General features: G+C 50.3%; 8 protein-coding genes and 6 rRNA genes. 2 read left to right on the top strand and 12 right to left on the bottom strand.

Translation table 11 applies throughout. From position 1 onward, the window contains the following. Positions 1–86: 86 nt before the first annotated feature. The 5 genes from argH to argC are packed head-to-tail and all read right to left on the bottom strand — an operon-like array spanning position 87 to position 5,877. Positions 87–1,973: an argininosuccinate lyase gene (gene argH / locus HER31_RS17335; RefSeq protein ID WP_168662524.1), complete on the bottom strand. Its 1,887-nt coding sequence runs from the start codon at positions 1,971–1,973 to the stop codon at positions 87–89. A gap of 4 nt (positions 1,974–1,977) precedes the next feature. Next, entirely contained in the window at positions 1,978–3,180 is a 1,203-nt protein-coding gene (locus tag HER31_RS17330) for an argininosuccinate synthase (RefSeq protein ID WP_168662523.1), read from the bottom strand. Between the two features lie 3 nt (positions 3,181–3,183). Further along, a complete protein-coding gene (locus HER31_RS17325) occupies positions 3,184–4,092 on the bottom strand; it encodes an ornithine carbamoyltransferase (RefSeq protein ID WP_168662521.1) in 909 nt (302 codons plus the stop codon). Between the two features lie 10 nt (positions 4,093–4,102). Next, positions 4,103–4,873, bottom strand: a complete 771-nt coding sequence (argB, locus tag HER31_RS17320; RefSeq protein WP_168662519.1) for an acetylglutamate kinase — start codon at positions 4,871–4,873, stop codon at positions 4,103–4,105. Next, entirely contained in the window at positions 4,870–5,877 is a 1,008-nt protein-coding gene (gene argC, locus HER31_RS17315) for an N-acetyl-gamma-glutamyl-phosphate reductase (protein ID WP_168662517.1), read from the bottom strand. The genes argB and argC overlap by 4 nt, the downstream gene beginning before the upstream one ends. Positions 5,878–6,245: 368 nt before the next feature. Between argC and ppc the strand changes: the two genes are divergently transcribed. After that, positions 6,246–8,885, top strand: a complete 2,640-nt coding sequence (ppc, locus tag HER31_RS17310; RefSeq protein WP_168662515.1) for a phosphoenolpyruvate carboxylase — start codon at positions 6,246–6,248, stop codon at positions 8,883–8,885. 2 nt (positions 8,886–8,887) lie between these two features. Further along, positions 8,888–9,433, top strand: coding sequence for a YceB family lipoprotein (locus HER31_RS17305; protein WP_168662513.1), 546 nt, complete (start codon positions 8,888–8,890; stop codon positions 9,431–9,433). Here HER31_RS17305 and HER31_RS17300 read toward each other — a convergent pair. The 7 genes from HER31_RS17300 to HER31_RS17270 all read right to left on the bottom strand — a co-directional run bounded on the left by HER31_RS17300 (position 9,424) and on the right by HER31_RS17270 (position 22,065). Next, positions 9,424–10,713 (bottom strand): CinA family nicotinamide mononucleotide deamidase-related protein, encoded by a 1,290-nt coding sequence (locus HER31_RS17300; protein WP_168662511.1) that lies wholly within the window; start codon positions 10,711–10,713, stop codon positions 9,424–9,426. The two genes, HER31_RS17305 and HER31_RS17300, sit on opposite strands and share 10 nt — an antisense overlap. Positions 10,714–10,940: 227 nt before the next feature. Beyond that, positions 10,941–11,055: ribosomal RNA gene (gene rrf / locus HER31_RS17295) — 5S ribosomal RNA — on the bottom strand. 81 nt (positions 11,056–11,136) lie between these two features. Continuing rightward, a 23S ribosomal RNA gene (locus tag HER31_RS17290) occupies positions 11,137–14,025 on the bottom strand. Positions 14,026–14,341: 316 nt separating this feature from the next. Then, positions 14,342–15,897: ribosomal RNA gene (locus HER31_RS17285) — 16S ribosomal RNA — on the bottom strand. Between the two features lie 1,103 nt (positions 15,898–17,000). Next, positions 17,001–17,115 (bottom strand): 5S ribosomal RNA (rrf, locus tag HER31_RS17280). Between the two features lie 81 nt (positions 17,116–17,196). After that, a 23S ribosomal RNA gene (locus HER31_RS17275) occupies positions 17,197–20,085 on the bottom strand. A gap of 423 nt (positions 20,086–20,508) precedes the next feature. Further along, positions 20,509–22,065 (bottom strand): 16S ribosomal RNA (locus HER31_RS17270). The 16S, 23S and 5S rRNA genes sit together here, the layout of an rRNA operon. Positions 22,066–22,286: the final 221 nt, after the last annotated feature.

Below are 22,286 nucleotides of genomic sequence, written 5' to 3'. Positions count from 1 at the left end.
AACCTATTCCAGCCGTTCTAGTATCTATCCCCCGCTAACCAGAGAAGAACCTTTTTTATTGTATAAAGCCTATTCCTAACAAGCAATTAGACGAAATGGTATTCCATCGCTTCTTCATCACAGGCGTGTTTGCGTGGGCACAACTCGCAATCCTTCATCACCTTTTCAGGCAAGCTTTCTTTGCTGGTATCGGTAAAGCCAACCTTACCAAAGAAGCCTGGTACTCGGGTCAAAACAATCACCTTCTCCAGCTCGAGATCACGCGCGCGTTTAAGCATGTAATCCACCAAGGCACGGCCCTGCCCCTGGCTGTGATGATTAGGGCTGATCCCAACACTGCGAAGCTCTGCTAAGCCAGTTTCATAGATATAGAGCGAGGCACAACCCACCACTTCACCATCCAGCTCGGCAACAGAGAAGTCTAGAATATCTTGCAAGATCTGATCTCGGCTGCGCGGTAGGGTATCTCCCTTCTGTGCCCAGAAATCATTGATAACCTTAATTTGGTCAACATCGGACAGTTTAGCTGGGCGAACCGATAGTAACTCCGCCTTGTGAGCATTAAGGCGCTCTTGGATCTGATCCAAGGCAACATTAACGTTGTCTGCTGGCTCTTGTGATTGCTGGTTACCCAACGCCTTAGCGATTTGATCCAACGAGGTACCACCCTGCGCTACCCGCTTAGCTAAGGTGGCATCGATAGTCAGGTGCTGATACACGTCGCTGTCGATGATACTGCTAAAGCTTTGCATCTGCTCAAGGGTAAACTCCTCCAGCGCTTTGCCTGCTTCAATGGCCGCCAGCACGACCTCACCAACAACATGGTGCGCTTCACGAAATGGCATTCCTTTGGAGACTAAGTAATCCGCCAGCTCTGTGGCATTCGCATAACCTTGTTGTGCTGCAGCCAGACTACGAGCCTTGTTAACCTTAACCCCTTCCAGTACTAGGGCCGTCATATCAAGACACATCAGCCAAGTATCTACAGCGTCAAATAAGCCTTCTTTGTCTTCCTGCATATCCTTGTTATAGGCCATTGGTAGGGCTTTCATAGTGGTCAAAATACCAACCAATGACCCATACACACGGCCAGACTTGCCCCGTATCAGCTCCAGCGCATCAGGATTTTTCTTCTGCGGCATCAACGAGGAGCCAGAGGTAACGGCGTCAGCCAATTCAATGAAGCCCGCCTCGCCACTGTTATAGAAGATCATATCTTCCGCTAACCGAGAGAGGTGCATCATCGAAGTCGCTGCGGCACTGCACAGTTCGATAACGTGGTCACGATCGGAAACCGAATCCAAGCTGTTGTTACTGGCACGAGCAAAACCAAGTGCTTGGGCCAGTGCCTGACGGTCGACGTTATAAGCTGTACCTGCCAGAGCACCACTGCCCAACGGACAAGTATCCAATCTTTTGAGGGCGTCGCTAACACGAGTAAGGTCACGCTCAACCATCTCAACATAAGCCAAACACCAATGGCCGAAGGTTACCGGTTGCGCCCGTTGCAGGTGAGTGTACCCCGGCAACACCGTTTGCGCTTCTTGGCTCGCTAGCACCAATAACTGTTGTTGCACCTTTAGCAGCGCTGCCAGCACCTCTTCGCCCTGCTCTTTGCACCACAGCTTAAGATCGGTGGCAACCTGATCATTACGCGAGCGGCCGGTATGCAGTTTCTTACCTAAGTCGCCAACTTTGGCGATCAACGATCCCTCAACAAAGCTGTGAATATCTTCCGCACCAGAGGCTAAGATCTGCTCTTCGGTAACATTCTCAGCTAAGTCATTAAGGGCATGCACCAATGAGCCATACTCAAGCTCATCCAGCACACCCACCTGCTTAAGCGCTCCTGCCCAAGCGATGGAGCCGGTAATATCTTGCTGTACTAAGCGAAAATCCACTGGCAACGAATCATTAAACAACTTAAACCGCTGATCCGCGGCACCGGCGAACCGGCCTCCCCATAATGACATGCTGTTACTCCTTCGCCGTCGCAGCGATCCGGCTTGAAAGACTAAACAGACGGATGAATCCCTCTGCGTGTTTCTGGTTATACACTTCGTCCTCTTCAAAGGTAGAGAAGGCTTCAGAATAGAGCGAATTAACGCTTTGACGCTGAGTTACTGTTGCCTGCCCCTTATAGAGCTTAACCACTACCTCACCAGTCAAAGGTTCTGCCAAACTTTGCGAAGCCGCCAACAGTGCCTTAGCTACCGGCGTAAACCAGCGACCATCATAAAGAACGTGGGAAAACTCGAGTCCAAGCTGTTCACGCAGCTTGAATGACGCCTTATCAAGCACCATGGTCTCCAAGCCACGAAGACCAGCGTTTATCACGGTTCCGCCTGGGGTTTCGTAACAACCGCGAGACTTCATCCCCACCAAGCGATTCTCAACAATATCGATACGGCCGACGCCATGCTCAGCGGCAATCTCATTCAACTGGTTTAACGCGTCGTACGGCGATAGCTGCTGGCCGTCGACACTGGTCAATACACCAGCCTGATAACCGAGGGATACATATTGTGCCTTGTCCGGTGCCAGCTCCGGCGACTTGCTCCAAGTCCACACCTGCTCCGTTGGTTCACACCACGGATCTTCCAGCTCTCCGCCTTCATGGGAGATATGCCAAGCGTTGGCATCACGACTGTAGATTTTCTCGGCACTAGCGCTGCAAGGAATGTTCTTGCTGGCTAGGTAGTTAAGCAGATCAGTCCGAGATTGCATGGTCCACTCCCGCCACGGGGCGATAACACTAAGCTGTGGAGCCAAAGCGGCATAGGTCGATTCAAACCGAACCTGATCGTTCCCCTTACCAGTACAGCCGTGGGAAACCGCATCGGCACCAATCTCCAGCGCTAACTCAACCTGCGCTTTGGCGATGATTGGCCGCGCCATGGCAGTGCCTAGCAAATAGGTTCCTTCATACAATGCGCCGGTCTGCAGAATAGGATTAACGTAATCAGCGACAAAGGCTTCTTTAAGGTCAACCACGTAACACGCGGACGCACCAGACTGCTTGGCCTTGTCTTCCACCCCAATCAACTCTTCTGCCCCCTGGCCAACATCAGCAACGAAGGCAACTACTTCACAATCGTATTGTTCTTTTAACCATGGAATGATCGCCGATGTGTCCAATCCGCCTGAATAAGCCAGTACAACCTTTTTAATCTGAGTCATTGTCTAATCCTTAAGAAGTGTTAATAAAATGGCGTTTTGGATATGCATCCGGTTCTCTGCTTGGTCAAAGATCAGTGATTGAGGGCCGTCCATCACTTCCGAACTTATCTCATATTCCCGATGCGCGGGCTGACAATGCAGCACCGAGGTTGCTCCAGTTTGATCCAATAATTGTTGGTTAATTTGGTAAGGCATAAATTTCTGTTTTACTTGTGCCAACGGCGTGTCATCACCCATCGATACCCAAGTATCGGCATAGAGGCAGTCCACTCCTTCAAGAGCACTAACCTCATTCGACAACAACAGCTCTCCACCGTGTTGCTTTGCTAGTTGTTGACATTGCTGAACGACAGCGCCATCGGGGAAACAACCGGGAGGGCAAACCACCACCATCTTCGCACCCAATTTGGCAGCGGCAATCATTAATGAATGGGTAACATTGTTGCCATCACCGACATAACCCAGCGCAACTTTGCTTAAATCATGGTGATGTTCAGACAGGGTCATAAAATCGGCCATGCCCTGGCAAGGGTGGTACAGATCGGACAACGAGTTCACTACCGGTACCGTGGCATACTCAGCTAACTGCTCTAGGCTACGGTGGCTAAAGACTCGTGCCACAATGCCATCACACCAACGGGACAGATTCAGGGCAAAATCTTTCACCGACTCACGCTCACCGAGCGCGCCATTTTGTTGATCAAGATAAAGGCTGTGACCGCCCAATTTATTGATGCCAATATCAAAGCTAACCCGAGTACGCAGGCTCGGTTTTTCAAACAGAGTTACGATGCTTTTGCCAGCCAATGCCTGACTGTGAGGCTGGTAGTCTTTTTTGAGCTGCTTTCCCAGCGCAATCAACTCTAGGATCTGCGCTTGGGAGATATCATTAATGGTTAAAAAATGGTTCATGGTCATCTCCTTATGCCTCAACCACAGTGCCGACCGGTTCACCTCGAACCAATCCGGCTAATTGCTCTGGGTAACGCCAACTGGCTACCAATACCCGGTTATTAATGGCTTTAGCCGCTGCCAAGGCGGAATCAACTTTAACCTGCATACCACCTTCGATAATGCCTTGCTCAATTAGCGTTGCCGCAAGCTCTGGGCCCAAGTTCGGTATCAACTTGCCTTTACCATCCAGCACACCAGAAACGTCTGACAACAACACTAATGGCGCCTTTAACAATTGGCACAACGCGGTAGCAGCCTGATCGGCATTGACGTTGAGGCGCTGCCCGTTGTTATTCACCGCAATCGAACAGATGATTGGCATCATCCCAAGTGCAAGTAAGTTTTCAGGTAAAGCTGCATTCGCAGGCTCAACCTCACCAACCATGCCCAACACCTCATTCATTTGTACCGCAGTAGTCATGCCACCGTCAGCCAACGATAGACCTACCGGCGTTAAGCCTGCTGCGATAGCTGCTGCAACCAAAGTAGAGTTTGCGCCGCCGGCGAGCGCTGCTGCAACCACGGGGATCTGCTCAGCAGGTGTAACCCGCAAGCCTTGGTGTTTGCTGGTGGTGAAGCCATGTGCAGTTAAGTGCTGATCCACCAACAAGCCACCACCATGCACTAAGACTGGTTGCCAGTCCGCCTGCTTAAGTTCAACTAGAGTCGTAAACAACCGTTCGATGCCGACATCACAATCCAACAATGCTCCGCCAACCTTAATAATTATCGGTTTCATAACCCACTCTCCACAGCAAAGCGAATATTCATGCACTGGAGCGCTTGGCTTGCCGCGCCCTTAAGTAAGTTATCTATTGCACTAACTACAACCAATACGCCACGCTCTGCATCCAGTTTCCAGCTCAGCAAACAGTTGGGAGTATTAGCTACATCATCGATTTTCGGCCACTGCCCAGTTGGCAGTAGTTGTACTACTGAGCTGTCGTTGTAACAGCTGTATGCAGCGTCGATATCAGCGGCTGTTGTGCCGTTCGGCACCTGTACAGTAATAGTGGCTAGAATGCCGCGTTTGAACGCCCCCAAATGAGGGGTGAACACCACTTCATGATCGAGTTGCAACTCAATTTCAGGCTGATGGCGATGCCCAAGCACGCCATAGGGAGTAAGGCTTACTTGGCAAAAACTGTTGTTAATAGTTGCCTTACGTCCTGCACCAGTTACACCACTAACCGCATTAATCACTGGACGGCTGCCATCACTAATTAATCCGGCCTGTTTCAGTGGCTTTAAAGCCGATAGCGATGCTGTTGGATAACAACCAGCCACCGCAATCAAATTGGCAGCGCTAATGCGTTCTGCTTGCCATTCAGCCAAGCCGTAGGCTGCAGTGGTAAGGAGTTCTGGTGCTGGATGCTCAAAACCATAGAAGTTTGAGTACACACTGGCGTCAGCAAAACGATGACCACCGGAGAGATCGAAAACCACCAACCCTAGCGCTAATAACTTGGGTGCAAGCTCCGCGCTAATCAGGTGATCCAGTGCTAGGCAAACCGCGTCGGTTTGGTTACCTAACTGCGCCAGAGCCATTTCATCCAATGGCAACAGTGGTAGGTCAACCGTGCCAATCAGGTTTGGATAAAGCTGCGCTAACGGCTTACCTTTATCAACACTCCCTGCGGAGACATACAAATGCGTTAGCTCAAATTGGGGATGCAGTTGAATCAGGCGTGCCAATTCTGCGCCGGTGTACCCAGATGCACCAATTACCGCGACCTTAACCATGGTCGTACTCCTTGCGGAAAATTCGGTTTGAAGATTAAACGTAGAGAAAGAATCGCTTTGAACCATTGACCCAAAGCAAGAAAGGCGGGGATTATCGTCGTCGCAGTTTGGAAGTAGATAAAATAAAAATCATATTCAACATCTGGTTCATCAAAAGACACAGGTGCAGATTATTTGATAATGACTATCCATGCAAGCCTTGTGAATAGTTATATTTCAATCGGCGAGGTTTTTTAGTTTCATTTCTGTATCAAAATTACATGTGCGGGCCGAGTTAATCTTGGTTATTTACCCGATACGACTTGACCATAAGTTGCTCAGGCCACAGTATCGGTTAGTTGAATCTCAAGTTTAGGGAAGAGGAAAAGATGGCGGATATGTATACGCAGCTTCGTTCTAACGTACATTTATTGGGTACGATTCTTGGTGATACCATGGAAGCGGAACTGGGCAGTGAGTTTCTAAATCGTATCGAAACTGTTCGTAAACTTTCGAAAGCCTCGCGTAATGGTGATGAACACGCCCGTGACCAGTTGCTTAAAATGTTAGGTGACCTCCACGACGATGAACTCATTCCTTTTGCTAGCGCATTCAACCAGTTCCTCAATCTGGCTAACATCGCTGAGCAGTTCCACTCCGTCTCCCGTAACTGCGACGAACTAGTTTGCGTACCAGATCCGGTCGAGCTGCTATTGGGCCGACTCCTCAACGGCAAGTTAAAGTTAGCGCCTGAACAGTTAATCTCGGAACTAGAAAAGCTCGAAGTTGATCTGGTGCTCACCGCCCACCCGACTGAGATCACCCGTCGTACGCTCATTAATAAATACATGTCGCTCATCGCCAGCCTAGGTGAACAAGAAAACACGCAGCTGACCGAACAAGAAGTGGCTCGCAACAAATTGCGGATCCGACAGCTGGTTGCGCAGATTTGGCACACTAACGAGATGCGTGATGAGCGACCGACGCCTGTCAATGAAGCCCAATGGGGTATGGCAACCGTAGAAGCGAGCCTGTGGCATGCGATTCCAGAGTTTTTGCGCCAATTCAGCGAGCAGCTAGAGCAGCAAACCGGCCAACAGTTACCCCCACATATCGCGCCGGTACGCTTTTCGAGCTGGATGGGGGGCGATCGCGATGGCAACCCATTCGTTACTGCTCGCATCACTGAAGAGGTACTACTGCGCAACCGTATTACTGCGGCCAACCTTTATATGGATGATCTCAATGAGCTTATCCGAGAGTTGTCGATGTCTAAGGCGACTCAAGCACTGCTGGTACAAACCGGCGAGTGTCGCGAACCCTATCGTGAACTACTGCGTCAGTTACGCAGCCGTCTCCAGGCGACCATTAACTACCTTGAGCAACGAGTAGACGGACACAATCCAGAGATCCATCAAAGTGCACTGATCTGGACCAAGAGCGATTTGCTTGAGCCACTACTGTTGGCATACAACAGTCTCAATGATTGTGGCATGCACCTAATTGCTAACGGCCTACTGTTGGATACCGTCCGTCGCGTCCACAGCTTTGGCTGTACCCTAGTTAAAGTCGACATTCGTCAAAGCTCTGATCGTCACGCCGATACGCTAGCCGAAGTGACTCGTTACCTCGGCCTAGGTGATTACAACCACTGGCAAGAGGAGGAGAAACAGAGTTTCTTGCTGCGGGAGCTATCATGTAAGCGCCCACTCTTCCCACACAACTGGAATGCCAGCGCGGACGCACAAGAAGTAATTGATACCTGCAAGATGATTGCCGAACAGAGTGAAGAAGCACTTGGTTCCTACGTTATCTCCATGGCAACCACCCCGTCCGATGTACTGGCGGTGGCACTGTTGCTCAGAGAGTGTCATTGCACCTTCCCAATCGGCATCGTGCCATTGTTCGAAACCCTAAGCGATCTTGATAACGCCCGTGACGCAATGGCGAAACTGTTTAGCATCGATTGGTACCGCGGTTATTGCCGCGGCCGTCAACAGGTGATGATTGGCTATTCTGACTCAGCCAAAGATGCGGGAGTAATGGCGGCATCATGGGCTCAATACCGTGCTCAAGAGGCCTTGGTTGAAGTGGCTCAACAAGCTGATATCGCCTTGACGCTATTCCATGGCCGCGGCGGCAGCATAGGTCGAGGTGGCGGCCCAGCACACGAAGCAATCTTATCGCAACCACCGGGCTCAGTAGACAGTCGCCTCCGGGTAACCGAACAGGGCGAAATGATCCGCTTCAAATTTGGCGTGCCAAAGGTAGCGGTACAAAGTCTGGCTCTGTACACCTCTGCAGTACTAGAAGCTACATTGCTACCACCGCCGGTACCCAAAGCCGAGTGGCGTACGATGATGGACGAGATCGCCGCTCACTCCGTTGCGGCATATCGTCAGATGGTATGGCAAGAACCGGACTTTGTGCCTTACTTCCGCGCCGCGACACCTGAACAAGAGCTATCGGCACTGCCACTGGGAAGCCGGCCAGCCAAACGTAAAGCCGATGGTGGTGTTGAGTCCCTGCGCGCGATACCGTGGATCTTTGCGTGGACCCAAAACCGCCTCAACCTCCCGGCTTGGTTAGGTGCAGGGGAAGGGTTAACCGTCTTGCTTGAACAGGGACATCGCGACACCTTACGTGAGATGTTCAACCAGTGGCCACTATTCCGCACACGTTTATCGATGCTCGAGATGGTATACGCCAAGGCAGAACCAAACCTAGCCCGTTACTATGAACAGTTGCTGGTTAGCGAGGACTTACATCACCTCGGTGAAAAACTACGGGAACGGCTGCAATTAGGCATAGAGTGCGTATTGGATATAACCCAAGCACAAGGATTAATGGACTCGACACCATGGAACAAAGAGTCAGTTGCACTGCGTCACCCCTACATCGATCCACTAAACTTCCTACAGGCAGAACTTTTGTTACGAGTTCGGAAAGAACAGGATAGTGAACACTTACGCCAGGCATTAATGCTAACCATGGCAGGTATTGCCGCTGGATTGCGTAATACGGGATAATGATGAAACGAACCAGAGCACTACTCATTGCTGCCAGTGCCTTGCTGGCAGCATGTTCAACCAGTTACAGCATTACTGAAGGCGAACTGGAAGGTTACCTAAATAAACAGCTTCGCCAGCAGCATGTCAGCGAGGGTAATAAGGATCTCGGGGTTGATCTGGTACTCGGTGATACTGAGGTTAATATCGGTGACGAAGCCGATACTGTGTCAGTTACCAGTAGCGCACGGCTCAAACTCAATACCCCCATTATCCCATTGCGGGCTGGGATCAGCCTTAGCTTCAAAGCGCGGCCTTATTACGACCCAGTTGAGCAAGCTATCTACCTAAAGGATGTAGAGCTTGCTGATATCTCAGCAAGCCCAAGTCAGGTCGAGAGCATCCTCAAACCTATCGGAATGCAAACCGGAGAGTGGGTGGGCGCAATCTTACAAAACCAACCAATCTACAGCTTGGATAACACCGATTGGCGCCAAGAACTCATTGGCAAGTTTGGTCGTGAACTAAAGGTATCACCCGGTAAACTTGAGTTTGTACTTCAGCCCTGATTGCTATCAATCCGCTTAAAGAAACCGTAATCGGCAAGTAACGGCTCATCGCGAAGGTGGCGCCTGATCATATCCAGCGCCACCGTTGCCGATAACTTACGGATCCCGTCACGTCCATGGCGCTTGGTACCTACCCGAAGTATTTGCGCAACATAGCCACCCCGGTGCGCTAGAGCAAATGCTACCGTGCCTACCGGTTTATCCTCAGTGCCACCATCTGGCCCAGCAATGCCGGTAATGCTAATAGCTATGTCACTATCAAGCTTCTGCAGCGCTCCCTGAGCCATCTCTACCGCAACCTGCATCGAAACAGCCCCATACTCTGCCAAGGTATTAGCGCCAACACCAAGCTCTTGCTGCTTAGCCTGATTGCTATAAGTAACCCAACCGCCAAGTAAGTAAGCCGAGCTACCAGCGATATCAACAAGGTTGCTCGCTACCATACCACCGGTACAGGACTCTGCGGTTACAACTGTCTTACCTTGTTCGAGTAATAGCTGATGGCATGCCTCAGCAACGTTATAAACATTGTCCCCTAACCATGAGTCGCCTAACGCCACACGAATATCATCAATAAGTTTGAGCCAGCGTTCCTCGCTGATCTCACCGCGACGCATCAACTTAATCTCGATATACGGCAACGAGGCGCGATAGCCAAGATCGACGCCATCTGGCAAAGCCACTTGCCCAAGCTGTTCAGCAAGCGCTGATTCACCCCGTCCGGTAGTAAGTAGGCGGTATAACTGCGAAGGCGATGTGATAGAAAAATCTCGCACTAGCCACGGCAAAATTTCATCATCAACCATCTTTTTAAGCTCCGATGGCACACCCGGTGTAAACACAAACCACGTGCCTTGCCACAGCACACGAAACCCACATGCCGTACCAACAGGATTATCAATCATCACTGCACCGGCAGGCAGCATCGCCTGTTTAATATTACTGTCTGGCATTACTCGACCATTTTTCTCGAACCAATCGGTCATGGTCTTAAGCCAGCCTTGATGCAGAACTAATTCAGCTCCCATTGCTATGGCCATAGCCTCACTAGATAGATCATCAATGGTGGGGCCTAGACCACCATTGACTAACACCACATCAGCACGCCCTGCGCGGTTCGAAAAAGCAGCGACCAGATCATCCATACGGTCACCTACCGTGATCCTCGAATGAAACTCAAGCCCAGTATCAAGCAAACGTTGAGCGACCCATGCCGCATTAGTATCAACGATCTGCCCTGATAACACCTCTTCGCCGGTGCAAATCATTTCTATATGCATGCCTTTCCCTGTCTTCATTATGTTCAACTTGGACTAGCATACGTGTTGGCGCAGCAAAGCGGTTACTTCTGCTCAACTTTTTCCACTATATAAATGACAAAAGCCCGCTCCTTTCGGGGCGGGCTTTGAGCTAACTGCAGCCTGCCTCATGTCGTGGCAGCCTCAATTATTTTGGCGCAGATACGAAAAAGCCCGTTCCTTTCGGAACGGGCTTTCTCTAAATAAGTGTCTGACGATGACCTACTCTCACATGGGAACTCCCACACTACCATCGGCGCAACTGCGTTTCACTACTGAGTTCGGCATGGGATCAGGTGGGGCCACAGCGCTATTGTCATCAGACAAAAAACGTAAATTTGGTAAGCTGACTTTCTCTACAATCTCACAAGCTCTGCGATATCCGCAAAACCACTTGGGTGTTGTATGGTTAAGCCTCACGGGTCATTAGTACAGGTTAGCTCAACGCCTCACAACGCTTACACACCCTGCCTATCAACGTCGTAGTCTTCGACGGCCCTTTAGGGAACTTATAGTTCCAGTGAGAACTCATCTCGAGGCTCGCTTCCCGCTTAGATGCTTTCAGCGGTTATCGATTCCGAACTTAGCTACCCGGCAATGCATCTGGCGATACAACCGGAACACCAGAGGTTCGTCCACTCCGGTCCTCTCGTACTAGGAGCAGCCCCTCTCAATTCTCAAACGCCCACGGCAGATAGGGACCGAACTGTCTCACGACGTTCTGAACCCAGCTCGCGTACCACTTTAAATGGCGAACAGCCATACCCTTGGGACCGACTTCAGCCCCAGGATGTGATGAGCCGACATCGAGGTGCCAAACACCGCCGTCGATATGAACTCTTGGGCGGTATCAGCCTGTTATCCCCGGAGTACCTTTTATCCGTTGAGCGATGGCCCTTCCATTCAGAACCACCGGATCACTAAGACCTACTTTCGTACCTGCTCGACGTGTCTGTCTCGCAGTTAAGCTGGCTTCTGCCTTTGCACTAACCTCACGATGTCCAACCGTGATTAGCCAACCTTCGTGCTCCTCCGTTACTCTTTGGGAGGAGACCGCCCCAGTCAAACTACCCACCAGGCACTGTCCGCAATCCCGATAAGGGACCTACGTTAGAACATCAAACGTACAAGGGTGGTATTTCAAGATTGACTCCACTTCAACTAGCGTCAAAGTTTCATAGTCTCCCACCTATCCTACACATGTAGGTTCAATGTTCAGTGCCAAGCTGTAGTAAAGGTTCACGGGGTCTTTCCGTCTAGCCGCGGGTACACAGCATCTTCACTGCGATTTCAATTTCACTGAGTCTCGGGTGGAGACAGCGTGGCCATCATTACGCCATTCGTGCAGGTCGGAACTTACCCGACAAGGAATTTCGCTACCTTAGGACCGTTATAGTTACGGCCGCCGTTTACCGGGGCTTCGATCAAGAGCTTCGACCGAAGTCTAACCCCATCAATTAACCTTCCGGCACCGGGCAGGCGTCACACCGTATACGTCCTCTTACGAGTTTGCACAGTGCTGTGTTTTTGATAAACAGTTGCAGCCACCTGGTATCTGCGACCGCCAATAGCTTAGGGAGCAAGTCCCATCACCGTCAGCGGCGTACCTTCTCCCGAAGTTACGGTACCATTTTGCCTAGTTCCTTCACCCGAGTTCTCTCAAGCGCCTTGGTATTCTCTACCTGACCACCAGTGTTGGTTTGGGGTACGATCTCTAATTACCTGAAGCTTAGAAGATTTTCCTGGAAGCATGGCATCAACTACTTCAGTGCCGTAGCACCTCGTCATCGGCTCTCAGCCTAATGTTCACCCGGATTTGCCTAAGTGAACAGCCTACTACCTTAAACGCGGACAACCATCGCCGCGCTAGCCTAGCCTTCTCCGTCTCTCCATCGCAGTAATTAGCGGTACGGGAATATTAACCCGTTTCCCATCGACTACGCCTTTCGGCCTCGCCTTAGGGGTCGACTCACCCTGCCCCGATTAACGTTGGACAGGAACCCTTGGTCTTCCGGCGAGGGAGTTTTTCACTCCCTTTAACGTTACTCATGTCAGCATTCGCACTTCTGATACCTCCAGCAGACTTCTCAATCCACCTTCAACGGCTTACAGAACGCTCCTCTACCATGCTTATAAATAAGCATTCGCAGCTTCGGTGACTAGCTTAGCCCCGTTACATCTTCCGCGCAGACCGACTCGACCAGTGAGCTATTACGCTTTCTTTAAATGATGGCTGCTTCTAAGCCAACATCCTGGCTGTCTAAGCCTTTCCACATCGTTTCCCACTTAGCTAGTACTTTGGGACCTTAGCTGGCGATCTGGGTTGTTTCCCTCTCCACGACGGACGTTAGCACCCGCCGTGTGTCTCCCGTGATTGTACTCATTGGTATTCGGAGTTTGCATGGAGTTGGTAAGTCGGGATGACCCCCTAGTCCAAACAGTGCTCTACCCCCAATGGTAAGACACGAGGCGCTACCTAAATAGCTTTCGAGGAGAACCAGCTATCTCCCGGTTTGATTGGCCTTTCACCCCTAACCACAGGTCATCTCCTAATTTTGCAACATTAGTGAGTTCGGTCCTCCAGTACCTGTTACGGCACCTTCAACCTGCCCATGGCTAGATCACCGGGTTTCGGGTCTACACCCTGCAACTACGACGCCCAGTTAAGACTCGCTTTCGCTACGGCTCCCCTATTCGGTTAACCTCGCTACAGAATGTAAGTCGCTGACCCATTATACAAAAGGTACGCAGTCACCCAACAAGTGGGCTCCTACTGCTTGTACGTACACGGTTTCAGGTTCTATTTCACTCCCCTCACAGGGGTTCTTTTCGCCTTTCCCTCACGGTACTGGTTCACTATCGGTCAGTCAGGAGTATTTAGCCTTGGAGGATGGTCCCCCCATATTCAGACAGGATATCACGTGTCCCGTCCTACTCGATTTCACACTAAAGTCGTTTTCGTGTACGGGGCTATCACCCTGTATCGCCAAGCTTTCCAGCTTGTTCCACTAACTTCTAAAATGCTTAAGGGCTAACCCCCGTTCGCTCGCCGCTACTAGGGGGATCTCGGTTGATTTCTTTTCCTCTGGGTACTTAGATGTTTCAGTTCCCCAGGTTCGCCTCATTAACCTATGTATTCAGTTAATGATACTTGCTTATGCAAGTGGGTTTCCCCATTCGGAAATCGTAGACTCAACGGTTGTTACTACCTAATCTACGCTTATCGCAAGTTACTACGTCCTTCATCGCCTCTGACTGCCAAGGCATCCACCGTGTACGCTTAGTCACTTAACCATACAACCCCAAGGGGTCTTGCTTTCGCAATACTGACAACAACTTGCAAGTCATTGTTAGTAATATGCCGCAACCAAATGTTTTCGTTAGTTACACGCTCCGGGTAGGAGGTGTAACGCCGGATATCTTTAGACACTTGTAAGATTGTTTATTTAGAAACTCTTACAGTTTCTCGAGAAAATTTTATCAGCTTTCCAAATTTTTAAAGAGCATGTCATTCATAAATGAACAACGAGCCAAAATCATTAAGTCAAAGACTTAATGATTTCAGACAATCTGTGTGAACACTCAGCGCAAAACAAGTAATCATGTCGTTTAAGGAGGTGATCCAGCCCCAGGTTCCCCTAGGGCTACCTTGTTACGACTTCACCCCAGTCATGAACCACAAAGTGGTGAGCGTCCTCCCCGAAAGGTTAAACTACCCACTTCTTTTGCAGCCCACTCCCATGGTGTGACGGGCGGTGTGTACAAGGCCCGGGAACGTATTCACCGTAGCATTCTGATCTACGATTACTAGCGATTCCGACTTCATGGGGTCGAGTTGCAGACCCCAATCCGGACTACGACCAGCTTTATGGGATTAGCGCACTATTGCTAGTTGGCAACCCTTTGTACTGACCATTGTAGCACGTGTGTAGCCCTACTCGTAAGGGCCATGATGACTTGACGTCGTCCCCACCTTCCTCCGGTTTATCACCGGCAGTCTCCCATGAGTTCCCACCATTACGTGCTGGCAACATAGGACAAGGGTTGCGCTCGTTGCGGGACTTAACCCAACATTTCACAACACGAGCTGACGACAGCCATGCAGCACCTGTCTCAGAGTTCCCGAAGGCACACGTCCATCTCTGGTCGCTTCTCTGGATGTCAAGAGTAGGTAAGGTTCTTCGCGTTGCATCGAATTAAACCACATGCTCCACCGCTTGTGCGGGCCCCCGTCAATTCATTTGAGTTTTAACCTTGCGGCCGTACTCCCCAGGCGGTCTATTTAATGCGTTAGCTTTGGAAGCCACTCCTCAAGGGAACAACCTCCTAATAGACATCGTTTACGGCGTGGACTACCAGGGTATCTAATCCTGTTTGCTCCCCACGCTTTCGCATCTGAGTGTCAGTCTCTTGCCAGGGGGCCGCCTTCGCCACTGGTATTCCTTCGGATCTCTACGCATTTCACCGCTACACCCGAAATTCTACCCCCTCTCAAGGACTCTAGTTTGGCAGTATCAAATGCAGTTCCCAGGTTGAGCCCGGGGCTTTCACATCTGACTGACCAAACCACCTGCATGCGCTTTACGCCCAGTAATTCCGATTAACGCTTGCACCCCTCGTATTACCGCGGCTGCTGGCACGAAGTTAGCCGGTGCTTCTTCTGCGAGTAACGTCACAGCCAACGGGTATTAACCGTTGACCTTTCCTCCTCGCTGAAAGTGCTTTACAACCCGAAGGCCTTCTTCACACACGCGGCATGGCTGCATCAGGCTTTCGCCCATTGTGCAATATTCCCCACTGCTGCCTCCCGTAGGAGTCTGGGCCGTGTCTCAGTCCCAGTGTGGCTGATCATCCTCTCAAACCAGCTAGAGATCGTCGCCTTGGTGAGCTCTTACCTCACCAACTAGCTAATCTCACTTAGGCTTATCCAATCGCGGAAGGTGCCGAAGCGTCCCCTCCTTTCCCCCGTAGGGCGTATGCGGTATTAGCAGTCGTTTCCAACTGTTGTCCCCCTCGACTGGGCAAATTCCTAAGCATTACTCACCCGTCCGCCGCTCGACGCCTAATGAATCCCCCGAAGGTTCATCATCATCGTTTCCGCTCGACTTGCATGTGTTAGGCCTGCCGCCAGCGTTCAATCTGAGCCATGATCAAACTCTTCAATTAAAGATTTGATTTTTTGTCCAACTCCTAAGAGCTAGACACTCAATGAATACTGAATTTCGTATAGTCACTCAGTAAATATCGAGAAAATGATGATTTCTCAATTCTACGTGAGTGCCCACACAGATTGTCTGACAAATTGTTAAAGAGCAGTTCTTACGAACTTGGCTTCGTTGCCGAAGCAGGAGGCGTATAATACGCTTTCCTATTTCCCCGTCAAGCTCTATTTCTCAAGGCTTTTCCGAGTGTCGATTTAATGCTCAGCGACTTACTTGGTAAGTGACTGTGCCCCGTCGACAGATGCGCATTATAGGGAGATTCTTTGCTGCCGCAAGCGCTTATTTGAATTAAATAACCGACTGGGCAACAACACAGCAAACACACAAGAATCCACAGAGTTATCCACAGATATCGCGCATTCTAGAGAAGAATAACGAGAACTGTCAGCGAACTGATGGCCAGTCGCAACAGCTTTTTATGGTAAGTGATCACTTACAAGCCCAAGGCGGAGTTGTAAACAATGAAAATAAAGTGCTGGATTGTTACTTTAATAATCGATCCTTTGCCGTGTTATCCCACTAAAAACAAAAAGTGAACCGATAAAGCAGCAAAAAAATATACCGAGTTACTTATTAGCACGTTAAAACGGTAAGAATACCCGACTCCATCAGCGACTATTTTCTGCCTTACTCAGTTCTAATTCACCGTTTATTCGACCCGAGCTTGAAAATAACCCTCATAATTCAAGTTGGCGAGAGATGACTAACTCCAACCTGAGCGAATTGGCGATATAGCGCCTCAATTTTCAAATAGCGCTCTTGTGCCTGGTTCAGACTGAGATCACAGCCTAAGTACCGCTTAACTAACTACTTAACAACTGTCGAAATGCAAAAAAGCCGCCTTTTCGGGGCGGGCTTCGAGCTAACTGTAGCCCAGCTGATGTCGTGGCGGCCTCAACTATTTTGGCGCAGATACGAAAAAGCCCGCTCCTTTCGGGGCGGGCTTCGAGCTAACTGCAGTCTGCCTCATGTCGTGGCAGCTTCAATCATTTTGGTGCAGATACGAAAAAGCCCGTTCCTTTCGGAACGGGCTTTCTCTAAATAAGTGTCTGACGATGACCTACTCTCACATGGGAACTCCCACACTACCATCGGCGCAACTGCGTTTCACTACTGAGTTCGGCATGGGATCAGGTGGGGCCACAGCGCTATTGTCATCAGACAAAAAACGTAAATTTGGTAAGCTGACTTTCTCTACAATCTCACAAGCTCTGCGATATCCGCAAAACCACTTGGGTGTTGTATGGTTAAGCCTCACGGGTCATTAGTACAGGTTAGCTCAACGCCTCACAACGCTTACACACCCTGCCTATCAACGTCGTAGTCTTCGACGGCCCTTTAGGGAACTTATAGTTCCAGTGAGAACTCATCTCGAGGCTCGCTTCCCGCTTAGATGCTTTCAGCGGTTATCGATTCCGAACTTAGCTACCCGGCAATGCATCTGGCGATACAACCGGAACACCAGAGGTTCGTCCACTCCGGTCCTCTCGTACTAGGAGCAGCCCCTCTCAATTCTCAAACGCCCACGGCAGATAGGGACCGAACTGTCTCACGACGTTCTGAACCCAGCTCGCGTACCACTTTAAATGGCGAACAGCCATACCCTTGGGACCGACTTCAGCCCCAGGATGTGATGAGCCGACATCGAGGTGCCAAACACCGCCGTCGATATGAACTCTTGGGCGGTATCAGCCTGTTATCCCCGGAGTACCTTTTATCCGTTGAGCGATGGCCCTTCCATTCAGAACCACCGGATCACTAAGACCTACTTTCGTACCTGCTCGACGTGTCTGTCTCGCAGTTAAGCTGGCTTCTGCCTTTGCACTAACCTCACGATGTCCAACCGTGATTAGCCAACCTTCGTGCTCCTCCGTTACTCTTTGGGAGGAGACCGCCCCAGTCAAACTACCCACCAGGCACTGTCCGCAATCCCGATAAGGGACCTACGTTAGAACATCAAACGTACAAGGGTGGTATTTCAAGATTGACTCCACTTCAACTAGCGTCAAAGTTTCATAGTCTCCCACCTATCCTACACATGTAGGTTCAATGTTCAGTGCCAAGCTGTAGTAAAGGTTCACGGGGTCTTTCCGTCTAGCCGCGGGTACACAGCATCTTCACTGCGATTTCAATTTCACTGAGTCTCGGGTGGAGACAGCGTGGCCATCATTACGCCATTCGTGCAGGTCGGAACTTACCCGACAAGGAATTTCGCTACCTTAGGACCGTTATAGTTACGGCCGCCGTTTACCGGGGCTTCGATCAAGAGCTTCGACCGAAGTCTAACCCCATCAATTAACCTTCCGGCACCGGGCAGGCGTCACACCGTATACGTCCTCTTACGAGTTTGCACAGTGCTGTGTTTTTGATAAACAGTTGCAGCCACCTGGTATCTGCGACCGCCAATAGCTTAGGAAGCAAGTTCCATCACCGTCAGCGGCGTACCTTCTCCCGAAGTTACGGTACCATTTTGCCTAGTTCCTTCACCCGAGTTCTCTCAAGCGCCTTGGTATTCTCTACCTGACCACCAGTGTTGGTTTGGGGTACGATCTCTAATTACCTGAAGCTTAGAAGATTTTCCTGGAAGCATGGCATCAACTACTTCAGTGCCGTAGCACCTCGTCATCGGCTCTCAGCCTAATGTTCACCCGGATTTGCCTAAGTGAACAGCCTACTACCTTAAACGCGGACAACCATCGCCGCGCTAGCCTAGCCTTCTCCGTCTCTCCATCGCAGTAATTAGCGGTACGGGAATATTAACCCGTTTCCCATCGACTACGCCTTTCGGCCTCGCCTTAGGGGTCGACTCACCCTGCCCCGATTAACGTTGGACAGGAACCCTTGGTCTTCCGGCGAGGGAGTTTTTCACTCCCTTTAACGTTACTCATGTCAGCATTCGCACTTCTGATACCTCCAGCAGACTTCTCAATCCACCTTCAACGGCTTACAGAACGCTCCTCTACCATGCTTATAAATAAGCATTCGCAGCTTCGGTGACTAGCTTAGCCCCGTTACATCTTCCGCGCAGACCGACTCGACCAGTGAGCTATTACGCTTTCTTTAAATGATGGCTGCTTCTAAGCCAACATCCTGGCTGTCTAAGCCTTTCCACATCGTTTCCCACTTAGCTAGTACTTTGGGACCTTAGCTGGCGATCTGGGTTGTTTCCCTCTCCACGACGGACGTTAGCACCCGCCGTGTGTCTCCCGTGATTGTACTCATTGGTATTCGGAGTTTGCATGGAGTTGGTAAGTCGGGATGACCCCCTAGTCCAAACAGTGCTCTACCCCCAATGGTAAGACACGAGGCGCTACCTAAATAGCTTTCGAGGAGAACCAGCTATCTCCCGGTTTGATTGGCCTTTCACCCCTAACCACAGGTCATCTCCTAATTTTGCAACATTAGTGAGTTCGGTCCTCCAGTACCTGTTACGGCACCTTCAACCTGCCCATGGCTAGATCACCGGGTTTCGGGTCTACACCCTGCAACTACGACGCCCAGTTAAGACTCGCTTTCGCTACGGCTCCCCTATTCGGTTAACCTCGCTACAGAATGTAAGTCGCTGACCCATTATACAAAAGGTACGCAGTCACCCAACAAGTGGGCTCCTACTGCTTGTACGTACACGGTTTCAGGTTCTATTTCACTCCCCTCACAGGGGTTCTTTTCGCCTTTCCCTCACGGTACTGGTTCACTATCGGTCAGTCAGGAGTATTTAGCCTTGGAGGATGGTCCCCCCATATTCAGACAGGATATCACGTGTCCCGTCCTACTCGATTTCACACTAAAGTCGTTTTCGTGTACGGGGCTATCACCCTGTATCGCCAAGCTTTCCAGCTTGTTCCACTAACTTCTAAAATGCTTAAGGGCTAACCCCCGTTCGCTCGCCGCTACTAGGGGGATCTCGGTTGATTTCTTTTCCTCTGGGTACTTAGATGTTTCAGTTCCCCAGGTTCGCCTCATTAACCTATGTATTCAGTTAATGATACTTGCTTATGCAAGTGGGTTTCCCCATTCGGAAATCGTAGACTCAACGGTTGTTACTACCTAATCTACGCTTATCGCAAGTTACTACGTCCTTCATCGCCTCTGACTGCCAAGGCATCCACCGTGTACGCTTAGTCACTTAACCATACAACCCCAAGGGGTCTTGCTTGGTCTTTGAATCTCACTCTTTGTTGAACCGTTCGTTCACTTCGGTCATTAGCAAAAGCTAACTTCCTCGCTCACTCTCGTTTCTCCGCGATTGAGAACCAAATACCTGCGCAATACGCTTCTGAGTATGCAAACTCAGCATCGTAATATGCCGCAACCAAATGTTTTCGTTAGTTACACGCTCCGGGTAGGAGGTGTAACGCCGGATATCTTTAGACACTTGTAAGATTGTTTATTTAGAAACTCTTACAGTTTCTCGAGAAAATTTTATCAGCTTTCCAAATTTTTAAAGAGCATGTCGTTCGTAAACGAACAACGAGCCAAAATCATCAAGTCAAAGACTTAATGATTTCAGACAATCTGTGTGAACACTCAGCGCAAAACAAGTAATCATGTCGTTTAAGGAGGTGATCCAGCCCCAGGTTCCCCTAGGGCTACCTTGTTACGACTTCACCCCAGTCATGAACCACAAAGTGGTGAGCGTCCTCCCCGAAAGGTTAAACTACCCACTTCTTTTGCAGCCCACTCCCATGGTGTGACGGGCGGTGTGTACAAGGCCCGGGAACGTATTCACCGTAGCATTCTGATCTACGATTACTAGCGATTCCGACTTCATGGGGTCGAGTTGCAGACCCCAATCCGGACTACGACCAGCTTTATGGGATTAGCGCACTATTGCTAGTTGGCAACCCTTTGTACTGACCATTGTAGCACGTGTGTAGCCCTACTCGTAAGGGCCATGATGACTTGACGTCGTCCCCACCTTCCTCCGGTTTATCACCGGCAGTCTCCCATGAGTTCCCGCCATTACGCGCTGGCAACATAGGACAAGGGTTGCGCTCGTTGCGGGACTTAACCCAACATTTCACAACACGAGCTGACGACAGCCATGCAGCACCTGTCTCAGAGTTCCCGAAGGCACACGTCCATCTCTGGTCGCTTCTCTGGATGTCAAGAGTAGGTAAGGTTCTTCGCGTTGCATCGAATTAAACCACATGCTCCACCGCTTGTGCGGGCCCCCGTCAATTCATTTGAGTTTTAACCTTGCGGCCGTACTCCCCAGGCGGTCTATTTAATGCGTTAGCTTTGGAAGCCACTCCTCAAGGGAACAACCTCCTAATAGACATCGTTTACGGCGTGGACTACCAGGGTATCTAATCCTGTTTGCTCCCCACGCTTTCGCATCTGAGTGTCAGTCTCTTGCCAGGGGGCCGCCTTCGCCACTGGTATTCCTTCGGATCTCTACGCATTTCACCGCTACACCCGAAATTCTACCCCCCTCTCAAGGACTCTAGTTTGGCAGTATCAAATGCAGTTCCCAGGTTGAGCCCGGGGCTTTCACATCTGACTGACCAAACCACCTGCATGCGCTTTACGCCCAGTAATTCCGATTAACGCTTGCACCCCTCGTATTACCGCGGCTGCTGGCACGAAGTTAGCCGGTGCTTCTTCTGCGAGTAACGTCACAGCCAACGGGTATTAACCGTTGACCTTTCCTCCTCGCTGAAAGTGCTTTACAACCCGAAGGCCTTCTTCACACACGCGGCATGGCTGCATCAGGCTTTCGCCCATTGTGCAATATTCCCCACTGCTGCCTCCCGTAGGAGTCTGGGCCGTGTCTCAGTCCCAGTGTGGCTGATCATCCTCTCAAACCAGCTAGAGATCGTCGCCTTGGTGAGCTCTTACCTCACCAACTAGCTAATCTCACTTAGGCTTATCCAATCGCGGAAGGTGCCGAAGCGTCCCCTCCTTTCCCCCGTAGGGCGTATGCGGTATTAGCAGTCGTTTCCAACTGTTGTCCCCCTCGACTGGGCAAATTCCTAAGCATTACTCACCCGTCCGCCGCTCGACGCCTAATGAATCCCCCGAAGGTTCATCATCATCGTTTCCGCTCGACTTGCATGTGTTAGGCCTGCCGCCAGCGTTCAATCTGAGCCATGATCAAACTCTTCAATTAAAGATTTGATTTTTTGTCCAACTCCTAAGAGCTAGACACTCAATGAATACTGAATTTCGTATAGTCACTCAGTAAATATCGAGAAAATGATGATTTCTCAATTCTACGTGAGTGCCCACACAGATTATCTGACAAATTGTTAAAGAGCAGTTCTTACGAACTTGGCTTCGTTGCCGAAGCAGGAGGCGTATAATACGCTTTCCTTTGTCAGCGTCAAGCAG

It is taken from the genome of Ferrimonas lipolytica (assembly GCF_012295575.1).
Classification (GTDB): domain Bacteria; phylum Pseudomonadota; class Gammaproteobacteria; order Enterobacterales; family Shewanellaceae; genus Ferrimonas; species Ferrimonas lipolytica.
This window is presented reverse-complemented; position numbering and strand designations above follow the sequence as displayed.